The 22,264-nt window shown below is 62.2% G+C and carries 22 protein-coding genes; 18 read left to right on the top strand and 4 right to left on the bottom strand.

Features of this window, described 5'->3' with window-relative positions; genetic code table 11:
* Positions 1–73: 73 nt before the first annotated feature.
* The 18 genes from CLU92_RS19420 to tatC all read left to right on the top strand — a co-directional run bounded on the left by CLU92_RS19420 (position 74) and on the right by tatC (position 13,290).
* Complete coding sequence (locus tag CLU92_RS19420; protein ID WP_101483229.1) at positions 74–991, top strand: ABC transporter ATP-binding protein; 918 nt, start codon at positions 74–76, stop codon at positions 989–991.
* Entirely contained in the window at positions 988–1,749 is a 762-nt protein-coding gene (locus tag CLU92_RS19415) for an ABC transporter permease (protein WP_101483228.1), read from the top strand. The genes CLU92_RS19420 and CLU92_RS19415 overlap by 4 nt, the downstream gene beginning before the upstream one ends.
* A 70-nt stretch (positions 1,750–1,819) precedes the next feature.
* Positions 1,820–2,056, top strand: coding sequence for a BolA family protein (locus tag CLU92_RS19410; RefSeq protein WP_101483227.1), 237 nt, complete (start codon positions 1,820–1,822; stop codon positions 2,054–2,056).
* Positions 2,057–2,060: 4 nt separating this feature from the next.
* On the top strand, positions 2,061–3,311 hold the full coding sequence (gene murA / locus CLU92_RS19405; RefSeq protein WP_070290314.1) for a UDP-N-acetylglucosamine 1-carboxyvinyltransferase: 1,251 nt from the start codon (positions 2,061–2,063) through the stop codon (positions 3,309–3,311).
* Positions 3,312–3,330: 19 nt separating this feature from the next.
* The gene (hisG, locus tag CLU92_RS19400) at positions 3,331–3,999 is read left to right on the top strand and encodes an ATP phosphoribosyltransferase (protein WP_101483226.1); all 669 of its coding nucleotides are present in this window, start codon (positions 3,331–3,333) and stop codon (positions 3,997–3,999) included.
* Positions 4,000–4,025: 26 nt separating this feature from the next.
* A complete protein-coding gene (gene hisD, locus CLU92_RS19395; protein ID WP_101483225.1) occupies positions 4,026–5,351 on the top strand; it encodes a histidinol dehydrogenase in 1,326 nt (441 codons plus the stop codon).
* Positions 5,348–6,325 (top strand): site-specific DNA-methyltransferase, encoded by a 978-nt coding sequence (locus tag CLU92_RS19390; protein ID WP_101483224.1) that lies wholly within the window; start codon positions 5,348–5,350, stop codon positions 6,323–6,325. Before hisD ends, CLU92_RS19390 begins: the two co-directional genes overlap by 4 nt.
* Positions 6,326–6,358: 33 nt before the next feature.
* Positions 6,359–7,453 (top strand): histidinol-phosphate transaminase, encoded by a 1,095-nt coding sequence (gene hisC / locus CLU92_RS19385; protein ID WP_101483223.1) that lies wholly within the window; start codon positions 6,359–6,361, stop codon positions 7,451–7,453.
* 19 nt (positions 7,454–7,472) lie between these two features.
* Positions 7,473–8,063, top strand: coding sequence for an imidazoleglycerol-phosphate dehydratase HisB (gene hisB, locus CLU92_RS19380; protein WP_010402123.1), 591 nt, complete (start codon positions 7,473–7,475; stop codon positions 8,061–8,063).
* A 40-nt stretch (positions 8,064–8,103) separates the two neighbouring features.
* On the top strand, positions 8,104–8,742 hold the full coding sequence (hisH, locus tag CLU92_RS19375; RefSeq protein WP_101483222.1) for an imidazole glycerol phosphate synthase subunit HisH: 639 nt from the start codon (positions 8,104–8,106) through the stop codon (positions 8,740–8,742).
* Between the two features lie 82 nt (positions 8,743–8,824).
* Positions 8,825–9,598 carry a 1-(5-phosphoribosyl)-5-[(5-phosphoribosylamino)methylideneamino]imidazole-4-carboxamide isomerase gene (hisA, locus tag CLU92_RS19370; RefSeq protein WP_101483221.1) on the top strand — a complete coding sequence of 258 codons (774 nt, stop codon included), beginning with the start codon at positions 8,825–8,827 and terminating at the stop codon, positions 9,596–9,598.
* Between the two features lie 60 nt (positions 9,599–9,658).
* The gene (hisF, locus tag CLU92_RS19365) at positions 9,659–10,420 is read left to right on the top strand and encodes an imidazole glycerol phosphate synthase subunit HisF (RefSeq protein WP_070219637.1); all 762 of its coding nucleotides are present in this window, start codon (positions 9,659–9,661) and stop codon (positions 10,418–10,420) included.
* Between the two features lie 26 nt (positions 10,421–10,446).
* A complete protein-coding gene (hisI, locus tag CLU92_RS19360) occupies positions 10,447–10,884 on the top strand; it encodes a phosphoribosyl-AMP cyclohydrolase (RefSeq protein ID WP_101483220.1) in 438 nt (145 codons plus the stop codon).
* Positions 10,881–11,252, top strand: coding sequence for a phosphoribosyl-ATP diphosphatase (locus tag CLU92_RS19355; protein WP_034753849.1), 372 nt, complete (start codon positions 10,881–10,883; stop codon positions 11,250–11,252). Before hisI ends, CLU92_RS19355 begins: the two co-directional genes overlap by 4 nt.
* 15 nt (positions 11,253–11,267) lie before the next feature.
* The gene (locus tag CLU92_RS19350) at positions 11,268–11,639 is read left to right on the top strand and encodes a histidine triad nucleotide-binding protein (RefSeq protein WP_101483219.1); all 372 of its coding nucleotides are present in this window, start codon (positions 11,268–11,270) and stop codon (positions 11,637–11,639) included.
* Positions 11,640–11,719: 80 nt separating this feature from the next.
* Positions 11,720–11,956 carry a Sec-independent protein translocase subunit TatA gene (gene tatA, locus CLU92_RS19345; RefSeq protein WP_092717368.1) on the top strand — a complete coding sequence of 79 codons (237 nt, stop codon included), beginning with the start codon at positions 11,720–11,722 and terminating at the stop codon, positions 11,954–11,956.
* A 48-nt stretch (positions 11,957–12,004) separates the two neighbouring features.
* On the top strand, positions 12,005–12,538 hold the full coding sequence (gene tatB, locus CLU92_RS19340) for a Sec-independent protein translocase protein TatB (protein WP_034780928.1): 534 nt from the start codon (positions 12,005–12,007) through the stop codon (positions 12,536–12,538).
* On the top strand, positions 12,535–13,290 hold the full coding sequence (gene tatC / locus CLU92_RS19335) for a twin-arginine translocase subunit TatC (RefSeq protein ID WP_101483218.1): 756 nt from the start codon (positions 12,535–12,537) through the stop codon (positions 13,288–13,290). The genes tatB and tatC overlap by 4 nt, the downstream gene beginning before the upstream one ends.
* 268 nt (positions 13,291–13,558) lie before the next feature.
* Here tatC and CLU92_RS19330 read toward each other — a convergent pair whose 3' ends face one another.
* From CLU92_RS19330 to CLU92_RS19315, 4 genes are all read right to left on the bottom strand, one after another.
* Entirely contained in the window at positions 13,559–15,418 is a 1,860-nt protein-coding gene (locus tag CLU92_RS19330; protein ID WP_101484784.1) for a DUF885 domain-containing protein, read from the bottom strand.
* 168 nt (positions 15,419–15,586) lie between these two features.
* On the bottom strand, positions 15,587–16,075 hold the full coding sequence (locus CLU92_RS19325) for a hypothetical protein (RefSeq protein ID WP_101483217.1): 489 nt from the start codon (positions 16,073–16,075) through the stop codon (positions 15,587–15,589).
* 55 nt (positions 16,076–16,130) lie between these two features.
* Positions 16,131–20,312, bottom strand: coding sequence for a DEAD/DEAH box helicase (locus CLU92_RS19320; RefSeq protein ID WP_101483216.1), 4,182 nt, complete (start codon positions 20,310–20,312; stop codon positions 16,131–16,133).
* The gene (locus CLU92_RS19315) at positions 20,309–22,252 is read right to left on the bottom strand and encodes a prolyl oligopeptidase family serine peptidase (RefSeq protein WP_101483215.1); all 1,944 of its coding nucleotides are present in this window, start codon (positions 22,250–22,252) and stop codon (positions 20,309–20,311) included. Before CLU92_RS19315 ends, CLU92_RS19320 begins: the two co-directional genes overlap by 4 nt.
* Between the last annotated feature and the right edge of the window lie 12 nt (positions 22,253–22,264).

Below are 22,264 nucleotides of genomic sequence, written 5' to 3'. Positions count from 1 at the left end.
CACCGGCCTGCCGGCCTGGATGTTTCCGGCAACTGGCGCATCACACCAGACGCATTACCTTTGAAACAAGCACATGACCGCAATTCAAATCACGAATGTAGAAAAGAGCTATAAATCGCTCAAGGCGCTGGGCGGCGTGTCGCTGGCCATCGAGGAAGGCGAATTTTTCGGCCTGCTCGGCCCGAATGGCGCCGGCAAGACCACCCTCATTTCCATCATCGCCGGCCTGATACGCCCCGACGCGGGCACCGTCAAGATTCACGGCCACGACGTGGTCAAGGACTTCCGCAACGCGCGCCGCAACCTTGGCGTGGTGCCGCAGGAGCTGGTGTTCGACCCGTTTTTCACCGTGCGCGAAACCTTGCGCCTGCAGTCCGGCTATTTCGGCTTGCCGAACAACGACAAATGGATCGACGAGGTCATGGAAAACCTCGACCTGACCGGCAAGGCCGACACGAATATGCGCGCCCTGTCCGGCGGCATGAAGCGCCGCGTGCTCGTCGCCCAGGCGCTTGTGCACAAGCCGCCCGTCATCGTGCTCGATGAGCCGACCGCCGGCGTCGACGTGGAACTGCGCCAGACCCTGTGGAAGTTCATCTCGCGCCTGAACCGCGAAGGCGGCCACACCGTCGTGCTGACCACCCACTACCTGGAAGAGGCGCAAGCCATGTGCCAGCGCGTCGCCATGCTCAAGACGGGCAAGGTGGTGGCGCTAGACACCATGTCGGCCTTGATCCGTCGCATCGCCGGCTCGCAGCTGCAGGTGCATCTCAAATACGGCAGCTTGCCGGCCGACTTGCAGCACCTGGTGCTGCACCCGGAAGAACAGCAGGCGCCGAACAAGTTCAGCTTGCGCGTCAACGAATACAGCGAAGTCGAGAAAATCCTCGCCCGCCTGCGTGAAGCGGGCGTCGAGATCGATGAAATGCAATTGCAACAAGCCGATCTGGAAGATATCTTCTTGCAGATCATGGATAAAGGTACCGTATGATTTCGACAGGATTTCGCACCCTCGTCTACAAAGAGACCCTGCGCTTCTGGAAAGTGGCGACGCAAACCGTGGCCGCACCCGTGCTCACGTCGATGCTGTACCTGCTGGTGTTCGGCCATGTACTCGACGGCCGCGTGGAGCCCAGCCCCGGCGTCAGCTACACGGCCTTTTTGATTCCCGGCCTGGTGATGATGAGCGTGCTGCAAAACGCGTTTGCCAATTCCTCGTCCTCGCTAATCCAGTCCAAGATCACGGGCAACCTGGTGTTCGTGCTGCTGACTCCCCTGTCGCATTGGGAAATCTTCTCGGCGTATGTACTCGCTTCCGTCGCGCGCGGCCTGGCCGTGGGCTTTGGCGTGTTTGCCATCACCTGCTGGTTTGCCGACCTGTCGTTTGTCGCGCCCCTGTGGATCGTCATCTTTGCCTTCCTGGGCGCCGCCATGCTGGGTACCATGGGCCTGATCGCCGGCATCTGGGCCGAGAAATTCGACCAGCTGGCCGCCTTCCAGAACTTCCTGATCATGCCGGCCACCTTTTTGTCGGGCGTGTTTTACTCGATCCACTCGCTGCCCCCGTTCTGGCAGTCGGTATCGCACCTGAATCCTTTCTTTTACATGATCGACGGCTTCCGCTACGGTTTCTTTGGCGTGTCCGACGTCAGCCCCTGGCTCAGTCTTTCCATCGTCGCCGGCTTCCTCGTGATCCTGGCGCTGGCATCGATCCGCCTGCTGAAAAGCGGCTATCGCTTGCGTCACTAATTACGACACTAATTGCGCCATTGATTGCGGCACACCACATCACCACATTATTCAATATCAAGGACTTATCGTGACCACCACTCCAGAACTGATCCACGGCTATCTGTCGGCCGGCCTCGAATGCACGCACCTCGAAGTGGAAGGCGACGGCCAGCACTTCCAGGCCGTGATCGTTTCGTCTGCGTTTGCCGGCAAACGTTTGATCCAGCGCCACCAGATCGTCTACGCCGCCCTGGGCGACCGCATGCGCGAGGAAATCCACGCGCTGTCGATGAAAACCCTGACACCTGAAGAATTCCAAGGATAAGCACATGGACAAACTCCTCATCAACGGCGGCAACCGCCTGAACGGCGACATCGCCATCTCCGGCGCAAAAAACGCCGCCTTGCCCATCCTGTGCGCCGGCCTGCTGACCGCAGGCGACCTGGACCTGACGAACGTGCCGCACCTGCACGACGTGGCCACCATGTTGAAACTGCTGGGCCAGACGGGCCTGAAGGTGCAGCAGGACGGCGACCGCGTGGTCCTCAACGGCAGCGCCATCGACACCCTGGAAGCGCCGTATGAACTGGTCAAAACCATGCGCGCCTCGATTCTGGTGCTGGGCCCCATGCTGGCGCGCTTCGGCGAAGCCAAGGTCTCGCTGCCGGGCGGCTGCGCCATCGGCTCGCGCCCCGTCGACCAGCACATCAAGGGCCTGGAAGCACTGGGCGCCGAGATCCGCATCGAAGCAGGCTACATCTACGCCAAGTGCGCCAAGCTGAAAGGCGCGCGCATCGTCACCGACATGATCACCGTCACCGGCACCGAGAACCTGCTGATGGCAGCGACCCTGGCCGAAGGCGAGACCATCCTGGAAAACGCCGCCTGCGAACCGGAAGTAACCGACCTGGCGCACCTGCTGGTCGCCATGGGCGCGAAGATCGACGGCATCGGCACCAGCCGCCTGGTGATTCAGGGCGTCGACGCCTTGCACGGTGCTTCGCACGCGGTCATCGCCGACCGTATCGAGACGGGCACTTTCCTGTGCGCCGTGGCGGCCACCGGCGGCGATATCACGCTGCGCAACGTGCGCACGGACATCCTCGACGCGGCGCTCGACAAGCTGCGCGCCATGGGCCTGACGATGACCTTCGGCGCCGACTGGATCCGCGCCGAGATGTCGGCCCGTCCGAACCCCGTCAGCTTCCGCACCACGGAATATCCCGGCTTCCCGACCGACATGCAGGCGCAGTTCATGGCTGTGAACACGATTGCCAACGGCGCCAGCCGCGTCACCGAGACGATTTTCGAAAACCGCTACATGCACGTGCAGGAAATGAACCGCCTGGGCGCCGACATCACCATCGAGGGCAATACGGCCATCATCGCCGGCGTCAAGCAGCTGCGCGGCGCGCCCGTGATGGCGACCGACCTGCGCGCCTCGGCGTCGCTGGTGATCGCGGCCCTGGCGGCCGACGGAGAAACCCTGATCGACCGCATCTATCACCTCGACCGCGGCTACGACCGCATGGAAGTGAAATTGTCGGCAGTCGGCGCGAACATCGTGCGCATCAAGTAAAAACAAAAAAGGAACGAGCATGAACGGATCGAACAACGGTGACAGCTCCCAGCTGATCCTGGCGCTCTCAAAAGGCCGCATTTTTGAGGACACCATGCCGCTGCTGGAAGCGGCCGGCATCAAGGTGCTGGAAAACCCGGAGACCTCGCGCAAGCTGATTTTGGCCACCAACGATCCGAACGTGCGCGTCATCATCGTGCGCGCCAGCGACGTGCCGACCTACGTGCAGTACGGCGCGGCCGATTTCGGCGTGGCGGGCAAGGATGTCCTGCTCGAACACGGCGGCGAAGGCCTGTACCAGCCGATCGACCTGAATATCGCCTCCTGCCGCATGTCGGTGGCGGTGCAGGCCGGTTTTGATTACGAAAAGGCCGTGCAGCAGGGCGCGCGCTTGCGCGTGGCCACCAAGTTCGTGCACACGGCGCGCGAGCATTTCGCCGCCAAGGGCGTGCACGTCGACCTGATCAAGCTGTATGGTTCGATGGAACTGGCGCCTTTGGTGGGCCTGTCCGACGCCATCGTCGACCTGGTCAGCACGGGCAGTACCTTGCGCGCGAACAACCTCGTCGAGGTCGAACACATCATGGAAATTTCGTCGCGCCTGGTGGTCAACCAGGCTGCGCTCAAGCTCAAGCGCGAGCGCTTGCAGCCGATTATCGAGGCGTTTGAACGCGCCTCGCAAGCCTAGACACCTTCAGTAGCAGAAAGCCGATTATGCCGATACAGATACGCAAGCTCGATTCAAGCCAGGATGGTTTCCAACAATCGCTCGATACGCTGCTGGCGTTCGAGGCAGGCACCGATGCAGCGATTGAAACGTCGGTCGCGAAAATCCTGGCCGATGTGAAAACGCGCGGCGACGCCGCCGTACTTGAGTACACCAACCGTTTTGACCGCATCCCGCATGGCGGCGCGGCGGAAATGGCGGCTTTTGATATTTCGCAGGCCGAATTGCAGGCTGCGCTGAACGGCTTGCCGTCGGCGCAGCGAGAAGCGTTGCAGATCGCCGCGCAGCGCATCCGCGCCTTCCACGAACGCCAGCGCGAGGAATTGCGCGGTTTTACTTACACCGAGCCCGATGGCACGGTGCTGGGCCAGAAGATCACGCCGCTGGACCGGGTCGGCATCTACGTCCCGGGCGGCAAGGCAGCGTATCCGTCATCCGTGCTGATGAACGCCATTCCCGCGCACGTGGCGGGCGTGGGCGAAATCATCATGGTCGTGCCGACGCCCGATGGCGTGAAAAACCAGATGGTGCTGGCCGCCGCCGCAATCGCCGGCGTGACGCGCGTGATCACCATCGGCGGTGCGCAAGCGGTCGGCGCGCTGGCTTACGGCACGCAGACGATTGCCGCCGTCGATAAAATCGTCGGCCCCGGCAACGCCTATGTGGCTGCCGCCAAGCGCCGCGTGTTCGGCATCGTCGGCATCGACATGATCGCCGGACCTTCCGAAATCCTGGTCCTTTGCGACGGCACGACGGATCCGGACTGGGTCGCCATGGACTTGTTTTCGCAGGCCGAGCACGACGAGCTGGCGCAGGCGATCCTGCTGTGCCCCGATGCCGACTATATCGCCAAGGTCGAAGCGAGCATCGCCAAGCTTCTGCCGACGATGCCGCGCCAGGCCACCATCAGCACTTCTCTGCAGGACCGGGGCGCGCTGATCAAGGTACGCAGCATGGAAGAAGCGTGTGAAATCGCCAACTCCATCGCGGCGGAACACCTGGAAATATCGGCGGAAAATCCACAGCAGTGGGCCGAGCAGATCCGTCACGCGGGCGCCATGTTCCTGGGCCGCTTTTCGTCCGAATCGCTGGGCGACTATTGCTGCGGCCCCAATCACGTGCTGCCGACCTCGCGCACGGCGCGCTTTTCGTCGCCGCTGGGCGTGTACGACTTCCAGAAGCGCTCGTCCATCATTCACGTCAGCGAAGCGGGTGCGCAAACCCTGGGCCGTGTCGCCGCCACCCTGGCGTATGGCGAAGGATTGCAAGCGCACGCGCGCAGCGCCGAACTGCGTTTGAAGCCGCAGCCATGACGAAGTTGGCGGAGCGGCCGGACTGGGTCAACCGGGTCTATTGCGAAGACGCGCTGGCGGGGCTGGCGCGTATTCCCGATGGCTCCGTGGACCTGATCCTGACCGATCCGCCGTACAACCTGGGCAAGGATTATGGCAACGCCTCGGACCAGCAGTCGGTGGCCGACTACCTGCGCTGGACGGAGGCATGGATCGATGCGGCGCTGCCCAAGCTGAAAGCCAACGGCAGCCTGTATATCTTTTTGACCTGGCGCTATTCGCCGGAGATTTTCGTCATGCTGAAACAGCGCATGGCGATGATGAATGAAATCATCTGGGACCGCCGCGTGCCATCCATGGGCGGCAGTGTGCGCAGCTTTTCATCGGTGCACGACACCATCGGCTTCTTCGTCAAGCGCAAGGATTACTACTTCGACCTTGACGCGGTGCGCATCGCCTACGACGCGGCCACCAAGAAAGCCCGTTCGCGCTCGATCTTCATCGGCGCGAAATGGCTGGAAGTAGGCTACAACCCGAAAGACTTGTGGAGCGTGTCGCGCCTGCACAAGGAACATCCGGAACGGGCCGACCACCCGACGCAAAAGCCGCTCGAGATCATCGAGCGCATGCTCAAGGCCTCGTGCCCGCCCGGCGGCGTGGTGCTCGACCTGTTCATGGGCAGCGGCACCACGGCCCTGGCGGCCAAGCGCTGCGGGCGCGATTTTGTGGGTTTCGAACTGAACCCCGATTATTGCGCCATCATTGAACAGCGCCTGGCGGCACTGGCGCAGGAACTGGCCGCAGAGGCCATGCCGCAGCCAGAGAAAAAGGCGCCGGCCAAACGCCGGGCTACCGTACCCAAGGCCGCCAAGGCGGCCGTGAAGACGCCGGTGGCGGCCAAGAAGCCGGCAACGGCGAAAAAATCGTCCGCAGTGAAAAAAACGCCGGCCCGCAAGGCGCGCAGCGCCGCCGTGGCGGAAGACGTCGTCATTTAGTCTCCATTTAATTTCATCAGGAGTGTTTGCAGCATGTCTTTCCTCGATCAGTTAATCAGCAACACCGTGCGGTCCGATGTGCGGACCGTCAAAAGCTACCAGGTAGCCGATGCCAGCGGTTACATCAAACTCGATGCGATGGAAAACCCGTATCCGCTGCCGCAGCATCTGCGCGAGGAACTGGGCGCGCGCCTGGCCGGGGTGGCGCTGAACCGCTATCCGCCGTCCTACGCCAGCCTGCAGGCGGCCATCTGCGCCAAGCTGGGCGTGCCAGCCGGCTACGACGTCATGCTGGGCAACGGTTCCGATGAACTGATTTCCATCCTGGCCATGGCCTGCGCCCGCCAAGAGCCGGGCCAGCGCGCCGTGCTGCTGGCGCCCGTGCCGGCCTTCGTCATGTACGCGCGCTCGGCGCAGTTTGCCGGCATGGATTTCGTCGGCGTGCCCCTGCAGGCCGACTTCAGCCTGGACATGGACGCCATGCTGGCGGCCATCGAAGAGCACCGCCCGGCGCTGGTCTTCCTCGCCTATCCGAACAATCCGACGGGCAATCTGTTTGCCAGCGCCGACATCGAACGTATCCTGGCCGTCCTGGGCGACACGGGCATCGCCGTCGTCGACGAAGCCTACGAGCCGTTCGCGCAGCACAGTTTCATGGGCCGCCTGCCCGAATTCGAGAACCTGGTGGTGATGCGCACCGTGTCGAAACTGGGCCTGGCCGGTATCCGCCTCGGCTATATGTCGGCCGCGCCGGCCCTGCTGGCGCAGTTTGAAAAAGTGCGCCCGCCGTACAATGTGAATGTGCTGACGCAGGCGGCAGCCGAATTCGCGCTCGAGCACCTCGACGTGCTCAATGCTCAGGCTGACTTGCTTAACAGCGAGCGCGATGCACTGGCGCTGCGCCTGGCGGAACTGCCCGGCGTGACGGTATTTCCCTCGAAGGCAAATTTTCTTCTGATTCGTGTGGCTGATTCCGACGATGTTTGTGCAAAACTGCTTGCCCGCAGGGTTTTAATTAAAAATATGAGTAAAATGCATGCTGCGCTGGTCAATTGCCTGCGCATCAGCGTCAGCACCCCGGAAGAGAATTCCCTTTTTTACGATGCCTTCAAGGCATCCCTCGTTTAGCCTATCGCCAGAGCCTCCCATGAACCGCACCGCAGAAATCACGCGCAACACCAATGAGACGCAAGTTCGCGTCGCCCTCAACCTGGACGGCACCGGCCAGCAAAAGCTGAACACCGGCGTGCCCTTCCTCGACCATATGCTGGATCAGATCGCCCGCCACGGCTTGATCGACCTCGATATCGAAGCGACGGGCGACGTGCATATCGACAACCACCATACGGTGGAAGACGTGGGCATCACCCTGGGCATGGCCGTGGCCAAGGCCATCGGCGACAAGAAGGGCATCCGCCGCTATGGCCATGCGTATGTGCCGCTGGACGAGGCGCTGTCGCGCGTGGTGCTCGATTTCTCGGGCCGCCCGGGCATCGAATACCACATTCCATTTACGCGCGCCATGATCGCCGGCTTCGACGTTGACCTGACCCTGGAATTTTTCCGCGGCTTCGTCAACCATGCGGGCGTAACATTGCATATCGACAATTTGCGCGGCACGAATGCCCACCATCAGTGCGAAACCGTATTCAAGGCCTTTGGCCGCGCGCTGCGCATGGCTGCCGAACTCGATGAGCGCGCGGCCGGCATCATTCCATCGACCAAGGGCAGCCTGTAAGCGCTGGCCGGGATACACTGTCAATTCTGAGATTAAACACATGAATAAAATTGTGGTGGTGGATTACGGCATGGGCAACCTGCGCTCGGTGGCGCAGGCCCTGCGTGCCGTGGCGCCGGACGCTGATGTGCGCATTTCGGGCGTGCCGGCCGACATCGACAGCGCCGACCGCATCGTCTTGCCGGGCCAGGGCGCCATGCCCGACTGCATGCGCAGCCTGCGCGAATCGGGCGTGCTCGAAGCGCTGCTGCGCGCCGCGGACAGCAAGCCCGTGCTGGGCGTGTGCATCGGCGAGCAAATGCTGTTCGAGGGCAGCGAAGAGGGTGATGCGGCCGGTCTGGGCTTGCTGCCAGGAAAAGTCGTGCGCTTCCAGCTCGACGGCCAGGTGCAGGAGGATGGCTCGCGCTTCAAGGTGCCGCAAATGGGCTGGAACCAAGTGCGGCAAACGGCGCCCCATGCGATGTGGGATGGCATCGCCGACAACGCGTATTTTTACTTTGTGCACAGCTATTTTGCTCAGCCTCAAGAGGCGGCGCACACGGTGGGCGAGACTGTTTATGGCGCGCCGTTCGCTTGTGCCGTCGCCCGTGATAATATTTTCGCGACGCAGTTTCATCCTGAAAAAAGTGCTGCCGCTGGCTTGCAGCTGTACAAGAACTTTGTTCACTGGAAACCCTGACGTATCGTATTGACCTACCTTTTGATGTACCTTCGTGGCCTTTACGGCTTCGCTTCTCACTCACTCTGACACCACACTGACCATGCTGCTTATTCCCGCCATCGACCTGAAAGACGGTCACTGCGTACGCCTGAAACAAGGCGATATGGAACTTGCCACCGTATTTTCCGAAGACCCGGCCGACATGGCCCGCCATTGGCTGATGCAAGGCGCGCGCCGGCTGCATCTGGTCGACCTGAACGGCGCCTTTGCCGGCAAGCCGAAGAACGAAGGCGCCGTGAAGGCCATCCTGAAGGCGGTGCAGGATTTCGCCGTGGAAAACGACATTGAGGAAATCCCCGTGCAGCTGGGCGGCGGCATCCGTGATCTCGACACCATCGAGCGCTATCTCGACGCCGGCATCACCTACATCATCATCGGTACGGCGGCCGTGAAAAGCCCCGGCTTCCTGCACGACGCCTGCGGCGCCTTTCCGGGCCACATCATCGTCGGCCTCGATGCCAAGGATGGCAAAGTGGCAACGGATGGCTGGAGCAAGATGTCGGGCCACGAAGTGATCGACCTGGCGAAAAAATTCGAAGCTTACGGCGTCGAATCCATCATCTACACGGACATCGGCCGCGACGGCATGATGGGCGGCATCAATATCGAAGCCACCGTCAAGCTGGCGCAAGCCGTCAAGATTCCCGTCATCGCCTCGGGTGGCCTGCACAATATCGGCGACGTGGAAGCGCTGTGCGCTGTCCAGGCCGAAGGCATCGAAGGCGTGATCTGCGGCCGTTCCATCTATGAAGGCACGATCGACCTGGCGCAGGCGCAAGAACGCGCCGACGAACTGACCGACGCCGCCGTTTAAGCCAGCCTGGCCGGGAGCGTGCATGTGCACGCCCGGCCTGGCGACAATCTGGATACCATCATGCTTGCAAAACGTATCATCCCCTGCCTCGACGTGACCAATGGCCGCGTTGTCAAAGGCGTCAATTTCACGGAATTGCGCGACGCCGGCGACCCGGTGGAAATTGCCCGCCGTTATGACGAGCAGGGCGCCGATGAAATCACTTTCCTCGACATTACCGCTTCGAGCGACAACCGCGGGCTGATCTTCGACATCATCGAAGCGGTGGCGTCGCAAGTGTTCATTCCGCTGACCGTGGGCGGCGGCGTGCGCGTGGTGGAAGATGTGCGCCGGCTGCTCAACGCGGGCGCCGACAAGGTCAGTATCAACACCTCGGCCGTGACGAATCCGCAACTGGTGTTTGAGGCATCGCAAAAGCATGGCTCGCAATGCATCGTCGTCGCCATTGATGCCAAGCAGGTGTCGCCCGGCAAGTGGGAAGTGTTTACCCACGGCGGGCGTACTGCCACCGGCCTGGACGCGTTCGAATGGGCGCGTAAAATGGAAAGTCTGGGCGCCGGTGAAATCTTGCTCACCAGCATGGACCGCGATGGCACCAAGGTGGGCTTCGACCTGGGCCTGACGCGCGGCGTGTCGGACGCCGTCAGCATTCCCGTCATCGCCTCGGGCGGCGTGGGCGGCTTGCAAGACCTGGTCGACGGCATCAAGGTGGGCCGCGCGGACGCCGTGCTGGCCGCCAGCATCTTTCACTATGGCCAGCACACGGTACAGGAAGCCAAGCGTTTCATGGCGCAGCAGGGCATCCCCATGCGCCTGGCGTAAACAAAATAGTACCCAGGATAAAGAACATGCAAAACGGAACCATTGTAGCAAGCAATGCCAAGTGGCTGAAAAAGGTCAGATGGGACGAGCACGGCCTGGTGCCCGTGATCGCGCAGGAAGCGGGCAGCAATGACGTGCTGATGTTTGCCTGGATGAACCGCGACGCGCTGGCGCGCACGGTGGAGCTGGGCGAAGCCGTGTACTGGAGCCGTTCGCGCAAGAAACTCTGGCACAAGGGCGAAGAATCGGGCCACACGCAAAAGGTGCTGGAAATCCGCCTCGATTGCGATGAAGACGTGGTCTTGCTGAAAATCGAGCAAGCCGGCGGCATCGCCTGCCATACGGGTCGCCATTCGTGTTTCTTCCAGAAATTCGAAGGCGATGAAAAAACGGGCGAATGGCAAATCACCGACCCCGTGCTGAAAGACCCTGACACGATTTACGCGGAAACCAAGAACAAATGAGTGAAACTTTAAAGCGCCTGGCCGCCGTGATCGAATCGCGCAAGCTGGCCAACGGCGGCGACCCCGCCACTTCCTATGTCGCGCGCCTGTTTGCCAAGGGTGATGATGCCATTCTGAAAAAAATCGGCGAAGAAGCGACGGAAACGGTGATGGCCGCCAAGGATGCGCGCCGCGACAATGACCCATCGAAGGTCCTGTACGAATGCGCCGACCTGTGGTTTCACTCGCTGGTGATGCTGGCGCAGTTCGACCTGACGCCGCAGCAGGTGCTCGACGAGCTGGCGCGCCGCGAAGGCCTGTCCGGCCTGGAAGAAAAGGCGGCGCGCAAGGATGAGCTGCGCGACGCCGGCGAAACAGACAAACACTGACCTACTGGAGCGTGCGTGGATAACTGTATTTTTTGCAAGATTGCTGCAAAACAAATTCCTTCTTCCATCGTGTATGAAGACGAGGACTTGCTGGCCTTCAAGGACATCAACCCGGCCGCCCCCGTGCATTTGCTGCTGATCCCCAAGCGCCACGTGGCCAGCCTGTCCGACTGCGACGATAGCCATACGGAAATGCTGGGCAAGCTGCTGCGCCTGGCGCCCAGGCTCGCTGCCGAGTTCGGCTGCGCCGTCACGTATGACGCCGATGGCACGCCCGGCGGCGGCTTCAAGACCATGATCAACAGCGGCCCGAACGGCGGGCAAGAGGTGTATCACTTGCACATGCATGTGTACGGCGGTCCCCGCCCCTGGCGCGGCCAGCACTGATTTCGCCGTGCGCCGGGTTCACGTGTATACTACCGGCATTGGTTGACGCTATTCGGGCACCGTCCCGCAAGGAGAATGTGATGGGTTCATTGAGTATTTGGCACTGGCTGATCGTTCTGGTCATTGTGATGCTGGTCTTCGGCACCAAGAAACTGGGCAATATCGGCGGTGATATCGGCAAGGCCGTCAAAGGCTTCAAGGATGGCGTCAAGGGTGAAGATGATGCTCCGGCAGCCAACACCCCTCCTGCTGCGCCATCGCAAGTGGCCGACAAAAGCACCATCGACGTCGAGACGAAAGAGAAAAGCAAGTTCTGATAGCGTGGCGGGGCGCTTGCCTCGTCCGGTAACAGCCCTTGTCCGCTTATGATCGATCTCGGTCTCTCTAAAATCGCCATCATCGGCGTGGTTGCGTTGATAGTCATCGGCCCTGAAAAGTTGCCGAGAGTAGCACGCATGGCCGGTACCCTGTATGGCCGCGCGCAACGCTACCTGAACCAGGTGAAATCCGAAGTCTCGCGCGAAATTGAAATGGAAGAGCTGAAAAACCTGCAGAAGGAAGTGCAGGATGCAGCCCATTCCGTCAAGCAAAGCGTGGAGAAATCCATGCATGGCGTGGAAAACTCGATCTCCGGCAACCTGGCCGAGGTGGAAAACGCCTGGCGCGGCGATTCCAGCTCGTATGAGGGGCATCACGATGCCCATGAAGCCATGCTGCGCGCCACCAACGATGACTTGGCCCGCAAGGCGCGCGAATTCCGCCGCAAGAAGCTGGTGCGCAATTCCGCTATCCCTGGCTGGTACAAGCAGCGCCATGGCGGCAAGCTGCACGTGCAGTCGGCGGCCGCCCGCGTGGCGCGCTTCCGTCCGCGTGCCAGTTCCTCCTCCTTTTACTCATGAGTAGCAAATCCCCGGTGGAAGAAACCTTTATCTCGCATCTGGTCGAGCTGCGCAACCGCCTGGTCAAGGCCTCGATCGGCATCGCCGTCGTCTGCGCCGTGCTGTTCTATTGGCCCGGCCCCTCGCAGATCTACGATTTTATTGCCGCACCGATGATCGCCTCGCTGCCTGCCGGCTCGAAAATGATCGCCACCGGCGTGATCTCACCGTTCCTGGTGCCGATGAAAGTGACCCTGGTGATCGCCTTCATCGTTGCCTTGCCCTGGGTGCTGTACCAGATGTGGGCTTTCATCGCGCCCGGCCTGTACACGCATGAAAAGCGTTTGATCGCGCCGCTGGTCATTTCCTCGTCCCTGCTGTTCATCGCTGGCGTAGCCTTCTGCTACTTCTTTGTATTTGGGCGCGTGTTTCACTTCATCAGCGACTTCTCGCCATCCTCGATCGCCGTCACGCCCGATATCGAAAACTATCTCGATTTCGTCATGTCGATGTGTTTGGCCTTTGGCGCCACCTTCGAAGTGCCCGTGGTGGTGGTGATCCTTGTGCGCATGGGCTTGGTTACTATCGCGAAGCTCAAGGAAGTACGCCCTTACGTCATCGTGGGCGCCTTCGTGATTGCCGCCATCGTCACGCCGCCGGACGTGGTCAGCCAGTTCTCGCTGGCCATCCCCATGTGTTTGCTGTTCGAGCTGGGCCTGCTGGTGGCGCCCATCTTCGTCAAGGCCACCCAGGCGCCGGAAGAGGCGTCCTAGCCGGCAAGCAATATACTGCAAGCACGATACGCAGGCAAAAGCCGCTGACCTCCCCTGGGAGCAGCGGCTTTTTCATTGCACAGGCGCTTGGTGAGCACTTACTACATGCGCTTCTCATTGCTGGAAAATCGGCAATTGCCAGTGCGAAGTGCGGTGGTGCCTGCCTTGCCATCAGCCTGATAGCCAGGGTTGCCGGTGGTTTGCGGTGGCGCAAACCCATGCAAAAAGGGCGCCGTAGCGCCCTTTGCAAGGTGAGGAAGCGCAGCGCTTAATTCATCAATTCCTTGATGACTTTCACGGGTGCGCTGCCATAGCTGAGGAATTGCTCGTGGAAATCCTTCAGCACGAACTTATTGCCCAGCGCCTGCTTGCGCTGTTCGCGCAAGTCCATGATTTCGCTGTAGCCGCTGAAATAGCTGGTCAGTTGAACCGAGCTCAGCTGCACGCGGCGCCATTTCTCTGTTGCTTCACGCTTGGTCTGGAAGGCCTGGCGCGTCAGCAGGTCCAGCGCTTGCTCTTGCGTCATGCCCTGTACGTGCACGCTGTAGTCGAGGATGGTGTTGGTGACGCTGCGCAAATTCCACTTCGAGTACATCAGCCACATTTCCGGCGCATTGTTGCCATAGCCCGATTCGAGCATCATGCGCTCTCCATACACGGCCCAGCCTTCGATCATGGCGCCGTTGCCAAAGATGGATTTGACCAGCGATGGCGACTTGTTGGCATACACGAGCTGCGTGTAATGGCCGGGAATGGCTTCGTGGATATTGAGGATCTGCAAGATCCAGTGGTTGTACTCGCGCAAGCTGCTTTCCGCCTGTTCTGGCGTTTCGCCATCGAGCGGCGTCACGTTGTAATACGTGCGGTCCTGTGGACGGTAGGGGCCGGGCGCCTCGATGCTGGCGCCAGCCACGCCGCGCTGGTAGGCCGGGGTTTCACGCACGACCAGAGGCTTTTTCGGGTCCATCGTCAGCAGGTTGTGGCTGGTCACCCATTCCTGCAATTCCGGGATCTGGCGGCGAATTTCCGGCACGAAGTCGGCGGGCGCCACGTGGTTGCTGGACAGCTTGTCGATCACCATGCCGATCTTCGCCGTGCGGTCCGCCGGCTTGGCCGTGGCACCCATGGTTTTCACCCACAGTTCGTCGGACAGGCTATCCATGTGCTCGAGCAGCTTTTCGCGCGCGGCCAGGGCTTTCTGGTACATCTGCTCGGCGCTCACGCTGGCCTGGATATCGTAGGCGAATTTCTGTTCGTACAAGTCTTTGCCGATGCGGAAGGAGCGCGCGTTGCCGTTCTGCGCCAGCGCGGCATCCTGTTCCGTCAGCCAGGCGGCATAGCCTTGCACGGCCGTGCGGGCTGCGGCGATGCGGGCGTTGTACAGCTGTTTTTCCGCCGGCGTCAGGATGGAGCCCTGTGCTGTCTTGTTCAGGTCGTCAAGCACGCTGAGCACGCCGGCGCTCTGGGCGATGGCCAGCTGCGTGTGTTCGCGCGTGGGGTTGACGATGCTGGCGCGCGCGGCCGCATAGTATTGCGGCACGGTGGCGATACGCTTGAGCAAGGTGCGCAGGCGCTGCGGCTGGGATGCGTATTCCGTGTTCAGGATGAAGTCGATGGAACCGGCCACGTTGTACTGCGCGGGATTCCATTCGAATTCGCGGAAGGTGGTCAGGTACCAGCGGTCCGATTGCAGTTTATTTGTCAGCAAGGCCAGGTCGGTGCGTTGCTTGTCCGACATTTTGCTCGCATTCAGCTTGCCGAACTTGCCCAGCCATTCTTCGATGAAGGCCAGTTGCTTCTGGCGGCTGGCCGCATCGGGAATGCTCAGGTTGGCGGCGCCATCATACTTGCCGACCGAAATCGCGCTTTCCGGGTCCAAACGCCACAGGGCCGTGAGGAATTGGCCGCTGAGGTTATTCATGGAGCGGTCGCTGCTGTTCTCGCTGGCGACGGCTGCTACCGTAGCGGCCGTTGCAGTCGTGGCGACGGCCGCCTTCTTGCTGACAGTTTTTTTCTTGCTGCTGCTGGTGCTGGCCTTGCCGCTTTTCTGCGGCTTCTTGGCGGCGCTGGCCGGTGTCAGGCTAAAAGCCATCATCAATGCGGCGAGCGCAACTTTATTTTTTATCAGCATAGTTTATCTCTTGAATATTTTGTCGTTTGTTAGTATCAGAAAATAATGAACTGATAATATAAGTAACAAACAATTATTGAAAGGTTGGCCTTGCTTGCCTGGGCGGCCCAAAGATTAGCATTAATTGCCGCCGCTGCGCGGTTTTTTGCGCCGGGAGCGTGTGGCCTAGACGACGATGGCGCCGCCGTGCAGCATGTCCTGGTGGCGCGCATTCAGGGTCGCCACGGCATCCTTGCCGCGCGCCATGCCAGTGGCGTGGATTTCGATGTCCTGCGTGTAGCGCTGGCTGACGCGCACCGTGTAGGACTGGAACAGCCAGCTCCAGAAGTTGGTTTCATAGACGGCTTCATCCATGTCGCGCCATTTGACGCCCGTGAGTTTCTTTTTCCACGGCAAGATGCCGGACGCCAGCCATACGCCTGCCTCGTCGTAATACAGCTGATAGCTGCGTATCGTCAGCAGGCGATAGCCGACGATCAGGGCCGAGCCGATCAGCACCACGAAGGCGGCGCGCGCGTTGTACTTGAAGGCCAGCGGCAGGGCGGCAAAGAACAGCAGCACGGCAATGACGAAAGTACTGACGTAGGCGGTCCAGGATTTGCCGCACAAAAAGGTGGCGCGCTGGCCGGCGGTGGTGGCGATAAAGTCGGTCATGGCGTGGCATAAAAACAGGGAAAAACGATCATCGCATGGAACGCGGCTTCCCCGTTTACTTTTTCAAGCCCTCCTGCAGCATGCCCAGCATGTCATTGGCCGACATGCGCGCGGCTGCGTCGCTGCCTTCCAATAAACTGTCGGCCAGGTCGCGCTTGTGCTGGTGCAATTCGACGATGCCTTCCTCGATCGTGTGCTTCGCCACCAGGCGGTAAATGGTGACGGGACGCAATTGCCCCATGCGGTGGGCGCGGTCCGAAGCCTGGTCTTCCACGGCCGGGTTCCACCACGGATCCATGTGGATCACGTAATCGGCGGCCGTCAGGTTGATGCCCATGCCGCCCGCTTTCAGGCTGATCAGGAAGACATCGCCTTCGCCCGCCTGGAAGGCATCGACGCGGCGCTTGCGTTCCTGCATGGGCGTGCTGCCGTCGAGATACTGATAGCGCACGCCATGCTGTTCCAGGTGCTGGCGGATCAAGGTCAAATGGTCGACGAACTGGCTGAAGACGAGTACCTTGTGGCGGTTTTCCAGCAAACCCGACAGCAGCTCTGCGAAGGCCGCCAGCTTGCTGCTGGCCAGGCCCAGCTCGGGTGCCACCAGCTGCGGATTGCAGCAGGCGCGGCGCAACTTCATGATCTCGGCCAGGATCTGGATGGCTTTTTTCGATGCCGGCCCTTCCACCATGGCCAGCTTTTCCAGCGCTTCGCGGCGCAAGGATTCGTACAGCGCCGTTTCCTGCGGCGACAGTTCCACTTCCAGCACGATTTCCGTGCGCGACGGCAATTCCGACAGCACTTGCGTCTTCGTGCGGCGCAAGATGAATGGCGCGATCAAGCGGCGCAGCCGCAGGCGCGCACCGGCCGCCGCCCGCTTGTCCTGATCCTTTTCGATGGGACCGGCGAAGCGCAGGTTGAACTGATCGAGGGTGCCCAGCAAACCGGGGTTGATGAAGCGGAACAGATTCCACAGTTCGCCCAGGTGGTTTTCCAGCGGCGTGCCGCTGGCCACCATGCGGAAATCCCCTTGCAAGGCCATCACGGCTTGCGAGCGCTTGGTGGCGCCATTCTTGATCGCCTGCGCTTCGTCGAGCACGATGGTATGCCAGCGCACGCCGGCAAACAGGGCCGCTTCCTGCTGCAGCAAGCCGTAGCTGGCCACCACCACGTCGAACGGCTGCAAGGTGTCGAGCATGTCGGCCCGGTCGCCGCTGCCGAACAGTTTGATCTTCAAGGTCGGCGCAAAGCGCTGCGCTTCGCTGATCCAGTTCATGCACACGGACGTGGGTGCGACCACCAGGGTGGGGCCGTTGGGCGCGCGCGCCAGGATCAGGGCCAGCGCCTGTAGAGTCTTGCCAAGTCCCATGTCGTCGGCCAGGCAGGCGCCCACGCCCCAGTGCGCCAGGCGCGCCAGCCATTCGAAACCGGCCAGCTGATAGTCGCGCAAGTCCGCCTGCAAGGTGCTGGGCAGCTGCGGCTCATAGTCGTCCAGGGCGCGCAGGCGCAGCAAGTGTTCGCGCCACAATTTGTCGGCCTTCACGCCGCCCGCATCGTTGGCCAGCTCTTCCAGCGCGAAGGCGGCCAGCGGGTGGATGTGCACGCCGTCGGCATGCGCTTCGCCATACACTGCCAGTTCCGACAGGCGGCGGTGCAATTCATCGCTGAGGGCCAGGAACTGGTTGTCGCCCAGGGCCACGAAGCGGCTTTTATTGTTCTGCATCAAGTCCAGCAGGGCGCGTAAATCCATCACCTTGTCTTCATCGATCTGCACTTCGCCGCTGGCGGCAAACCAGTCTTTCTCGCTCTTGATATTCAATCGCATCTGGCCGCTGTCGATGCGTTTCGACACGCGCATGGTTTCGCCTTCGGGCCAGGCCAGCACGATGCCGTTTGGCTCCAGCGCCTGCAATTCGACCAGCAGTTGCAGGCCCAGGGCAGGCTGGCCCAGCAGCCACTCGCCATGCTCTTCTTCGGCCTCTTCCAGCACCAGGCAGCGACCGATGAGCTGGCGCTGCGCCTCGCGTTCCCCGTTCAAGTCGCGCCGCGCCTGCACGGCCCGGCCAGCCACATCGGCAAACACGCTTTCGGCGCCGCTGCCGGGCGCGTAATAGGCGCCGTTGTCGAGCAGCGGGCGTACTAAAATCTGCATTTTCAGACCTTGCTGGTAGGGCAGCAGGTGCACGTGCAGGCGGTGGTCGGCCGTGATCGCTTCCGCGTCGCCGGTGCCGCCGCCAATATCCGATTGCACGGTGACCATGGACGAGATGGCGCCTATCGCCTGCATGACTTGTTTCTCGGCATGCAGGGGCACGGACAGGCCCAGGCCCACGATGGCGCCGATGCGCCGGTGCTCGTCGAGGATGTGCACCACGCGCAAGCGCGTCGGCGTCTCGCGTTGCACTACCACATTGCTGCCGCTGTCTGGCAGGGGCGGCTGCATGCCCAGCCACAGTTGCCCCTCGTGCGATTTGATCAGCAGTTCGGGCGCGCCGGCGATCAGTTCCACGCGCGTGTCGGGGTTGTCGAGCCAGAAGACGAGCGGGTGGCCCACCAGCAGCACGGCAGCCTTGTCCAGCTCGACTTCATAGCGCGGTGCCGACGAATAGTATTGCTTGAACGGCGCGATGCTGCCCGCCGCGCGCGCGTCCTGCGGCGTGAGGAAATCGATGTCGCCCGCCTCTTCGGCCAGGCGTTTCAAGCCCATGGCGCGGCCCTTGCTCCAGCCGCCGCGCGCGTCGCGTTTCTGTTCGCGCACTTCCACGGCCGTGAGGCCAAAGCGCGGGTCGAACGCCACCAGCCACACGAGGCGCGAGACGCCGCCCAGCGCTTCGGCGGGCGTGTTCTGCTGCAGGTTGATCAGGGCGCTCAGCTGGCGCTGCCACGCTTCCTGGCGCTCGAACCACGGCGCCATGTCCGTCAGGCCGTGTTGTGCCCGCTTGGCCGTGGCATAGCGCTCCTGCTGCGGCTCGCCCATCAAGCCCAGCAAGCCGGCCGCCTGCGCCGCAATCAGGTCGTAGCCGGCCGCGTCCGCTTGCTGCACCAGCGATCGCAGTTGATCCTTGCGTTCGCTCAATTGCGGTAGCGCCAGCCAGTAGTACAGCAAAGCCTGGAACAGCTGCGCCTGCAGTCCCGTTTCCCAGCTGCGCGTGGGGATGCTTTCCGCCTGCTGCACCCCGGCGCGCACCAGGCGCAAGGTATTCAGTTGCTGGTAGACGATGCTGTCGTGGTTGGGCTGCGCGTGCAGCGCGATATCGAGGTAGGTCTCCGCGCTTTTCAGCAGCTTGGCGTCATTGCCGCGCAGCAGGGCCAGCACATACAGGTGGCCGCCTATGCCCGTAAAGCACAGCTTGCGCTTGCCCGCCTCCTTGCGCAGTCCTTTCAAGGCTGTCTCGAAGCCTGCCACGGCGTGCGCGTGTTCGCCGCGCAACAGGGCGATGCTGCTGTCGACAAACAGCGCCTGCGGTCCCTGCTGGCCCGCCAGGTAGCGCGCAGCCACGTCGAGTTCGCCGCACAGCAGGGCATCTTCGGCCAGGGCCAGCGGCAGGGCGGCGCCGATATGGTCGCCGGCCGCCGCCTGGCGCGCGTGGTGGGCGCGTGCGTAGGCGCGAATGGCGTGCGCCGTGGCAGGCTCGCGCGGGGCATTGCCCAGCAGCACGGCGAGGATGTCATCCTGCAGTTGCGGCATGACGAAAGACAACATCTCCGGCTCGAACGGGCGGCCGAAAATCTCGATCAGCGGATGCAGCTGCTGCGCTTCATAGCAAGCCATGCAGGCGGCCAGGATGGCGGCCACGTGGCGTACCTCGTCATTGCGCAGCAGGGCGATGCGCAAGCGCGCCACGCCTTGCCGGTAGCTGCGCAATTCCACATAGCCATCCCAGTTGCGGCGTACGGGATTGATCAGCTCGATAGCCTGGCACAGGTCGCGAAACACCAGGTGCTCGATGGCGGCGCGCATGGCGGGCCAGCGCAGCTTCGCCTCGCAGGCATAGCCCCGTCCTACCACCTCGGACGCCAGCGCGTGCCGCGTCAAATGCTGCAGCATGCCTGTGACGGTGAGCAGGGCAAATGGTGTGCCATCCGGTTCGACGACATTGGCGCGCTGCAAGTGTTCATACACGGCATGCTTGCCCACCGGTTCGCCCGCGATGGCCAGCAAGGCCAGGATCATCTGTTCGTGCTGCTCCAGGGCGGCGAACTCGTCTAGCAAGGGCTGGTCGAGATGCGGGTCGGTCATGCGGGCAAATTGGCGATATGCACGGGCGGCTCGCCAGCCGCCACGGGCAGGCCGAACACGCGCTGGTAGAAATACAGTTCCGCGTCCAGCGTGCGCACGATGTTTTCCGCCTTGCGGAAGCCGTGTCCCTCGCCTTCGAGCGGTACATATGCGACGGGCACGCCGCGCGCCTGCAGGGCGTCGACCATCAGTTGGGACTGCTGCGGCGGCACCACCTTGTCGTCCAGGCCCTGGAAGAAGATCATCGGGCGCGATAATTTATCCGTGTGGTGGATGGGCGAGCGCGCGCGGTACAGGGTTTCGGCTTGCGGCTGCGAGGCGATCAGGTAATCGTTGTAGTGCGATTCGAACTTGTGCGAATCGAGGTCCAGGCCTTTCAGGTCGGATACGCCGTAATAGCTGGCGCCCGCCTTGAAGACGTCATGGAAGGTCAGGGCGCACAGGGTCGTCAGGCCGCCCGCGCTGCCGCCGCGGATGATCAGGCGCTCGGGGTCGGCCAGGCCGTTTGCCGCCAGGTAGCGCGCGCCGGCGAAGCAGTCTTCCACGTCGACAATGCCCCATTGCCCGCGCAGCGCGTCGCGGTATTCGCGGCCGAAACCGCTGCTGCCGCCATAGTTGACGTCGAGCACGCCGATGCCGCGGCTGGTCCAGTACTGCGTCGCCAGTTTCAAGGTATTGCTGGCCATGCTGGTGGGGCCGCCGTGGCTGATGACGATGACGGGTGGCAATGTTCCTGCCGGCGCCTGCACGTCGCCATTGGTGGGGGGATAAAAGAAGGCGTAAGCCGTGCGGCCATTGCTGCTAGGAAAGCTCAAGCTGCGCGGCACGGACAGGTAGTCGAGCGCGGGCAAGTGGGCGATCGATTGCGCCAGCACTTCCAGTTCATGGTTCGACAGGTCGATGCGCGCCAGTTCCAGCGCAATGGTGGGGCTGCCACCGAGCAGTGCGACGAAGCCGGGTCCCACGCGCAGTTCGCGGATTTCCTGGTACGGGTGGGAAATCGGCTCCAGCTTGGCCTCGGCCACGTTCAATTGCGCCAGGTAGCTGACGCCGGCCTGGATATACGTGCAGACGATCTCGTCGTCGGACAGGAAACCGTACATGCTGCCGCCGAAAGTCCAGTGCGGCGTGGCAAATTCCGCTTCCATCGGGCACAGCGCCTCGATGTCGGCGCCGTGCAGGCGATACAGATTCCACCAGCCGCTGCTGTCGGAAACGAAGTGCAGCACGCCGCCCGGTGACCATTCCGGCTGGCAGATGGACTCGCGCGCGCCGCCGGCGATCAGGCGCGGCGAACCCAGGCTGCCGTCCGCGTGCACGTCGGCCAGCCACAGTTCCGTGCCTTGCCATGGCAGGCGCGGATGGTCCCAGCTGATCCAGGCCAGCTGGCTGCCGTCCGGCGATAAGCGCGGCGCCGCATAAAAATCGTGGCCGCGCGCCAGCACCATGTCGCGCCCGTCGAAGCCGACGCCCGCCAGGCAGTTTTCCGGATGCGCGTGGCCTTCTGCCGGATGCTGCTCGCGCACGGCGATCAGGCGGGAACGGGCCGCATCGACGACGAAGTCCGCGTGGCGCGTGGTGCCGCCCGAGGTGAACGCTTCCGGCGCGGCGTCGCCGGCCACGCGGTACAGGCAATTGTCGGCGAAATGCGAAAAATACACGGTATCGCCGGCAACGGCATACGCGCCGCCGCCGTATTCATGCACGCGGGTGCGCACATTGAAGGGCGCCGGCGTCAATTCATCGACACGCGCGCCGCGCTGGCGCAGCAGGGTGTTGCGGCCCGCCTCGCTGGCGCGCCCGGCCAGCCAGTACACATCGTTCCCATCCGCACCGCCCAGGGCCAGCTGCGTCAGCGGCGAGGCGCCAGCGGCGACGATGGCCGCGCTGATCGGCGATGGCCAAATGCCATAAGGGGTACTGGATGCGGTCGAGGTCATGCTGGCTCCGTG

Source organism: Janthinobacterium sp. 61 (assembly GCF_002846335.1).
Classification (GTDB): domain Bacteria; phylum Pseudomonadota; class Gammaproteobacteria; order Burkholderiales; family Burkholderiaceae_D; genus Janthinobacterium.
This window is presented reverse-complemented; position numbering and strand designations above follow the sequence as displayed.

What these genes read in the sequence shown, in the direction of transcription:
- CLU92_RS19325 (WP_101483217.1), bottom strand. Translation starts at nt 16,075, where the DNA reads ATGACCGACTTTATCGCCACCACCGCCGGCCAGCGCGCCACCTTTTTG.
- hisA (WP_101483221.1), top strand. Translation starts at nt 8,825, where the DNA reads ATGCTGCTTATTCCCGCCATCGACCTGAAAGACGGTCACTGCGTACGC.
- CLU92_RS19315 (WP_101483215.1), bottom strand. Translation starts at nt 22,252, where the DNA reads ATGACCTCGACCGCATCCAGTACCCCTTATGGCATTTGGCCATCGCCG.
- CLU92_RS19420 (WP_101483229.1), top strand. Translation starts at nt 74, where the DNA reads ATGACCGCAATTCAAATCACGAATGTAGAAAAGAGCTATAAATCGCTC.
- tatC (WP_101483218.1), top strand. Translation starts at nt 12,535, where the DNA reads ATGAGTAGCAAATCCCCGGTGGAAGAAACCTTTATCTCGCATCTGGTC.
- hisC (WP_101483223.1), top strand. Translation starts at nt 6,359, where the DNA reads ATGTCTTTCCTCGATCAGTTAATCAGCAACACCGTGCGGTCCGATGTG.
- hisG (WP_101483226.1), top strand. Translation starts at nt 3,331, where the DNA reads ATGAACGGATCGAACAACGGTGACAGCTCCCAGCTGATCCTGGCGCTC.
- hisB (WP_010402123.1), top strand. Translation starts at nt 7,473, where the DNA reads ATGAACCGCACCGCAGAAATCACGCGCAACACCAATGAGACGCAAGTT.
- hisF (WP_070219637.1), top strand. Translation starts at nt 9,659, where the DNA reads ATGCTTGCAAAACGTATCATCCCCTGCCTCGACGTGACCAATGGCCGC.
- hisD (WP_101483225.1), top strand. Translation starts at nt 4,026, where the DNA reads ATGCCGATACAGATACGCAAGCTCGATTCAAGCCAGGATGGTTTCCAA.
- hisI (WP_101483220.1), top strand. Translation starts at nt 10,447, where the DNA reads ATGCAAAACGGAACCATTGTAGCAAGCAATGCCAAGTGGCTGAAAAAG.
- tatA (WP_092717368.1), top strand. Translation starts at nt 11,720, where the DNA reads ATGGGTTCATTGAGTATTTGGCACTGGCTGATCGTTCTGGTCATTGTG.
- tatB (WP_034780928.1), top strand. Translation starts at nt 12,005, where the DNA reads ATGATCGATCTCGGTCTCTCTAAAATCGCCATCATCGGCGTGGTTGCG.
- CLU92_RS19415 (WP_101483228.1), top strand. Translation starts at nt 988, where the DNA reads ATGATTTCGACAGGATTTCGCACCCTCGTCTACAAAGAGACCCTGCGC.
- hisH (WP_101483222.1), top strand. Translation starts at nt 8,104, where the DNA reads ATGAATAAAATTGTGGTGGTGGATTACGGCATGGGCAACCTGCGCTCG.
- CLU92_RS19390 (WP_101483224.1), top strand. Translation starts at nt 5,348, where the DNA reads ATGACGAAGTTGGCGGAGCGGCCGGACTGGGTCAACCGGGTCTATTGC.
- CLU92_RS19355 (WP_034753849.1), top strand. Translation starts at nt 10,881, where the DNA reads ATGAGTGAAACTTTAAAGCGCCTGGCCGCCGTGATCGAATCGCGCAAG.
- CLU92_RS19320 (WP_101483216.1), bottom strand. Translation starts at nt 20,312, where the DNA reads ATGACCGACCCGCATCTCGACCAGCCCTTGCTAGACGAGTTCGCCGCC.
- murA (WP_070290314.1), top strand. Translation starts at nt 2,061, where the DNA reads ATGGACAAACTCCTCATCAACGGCGGCAACCGCCTGAACGGCGACATC.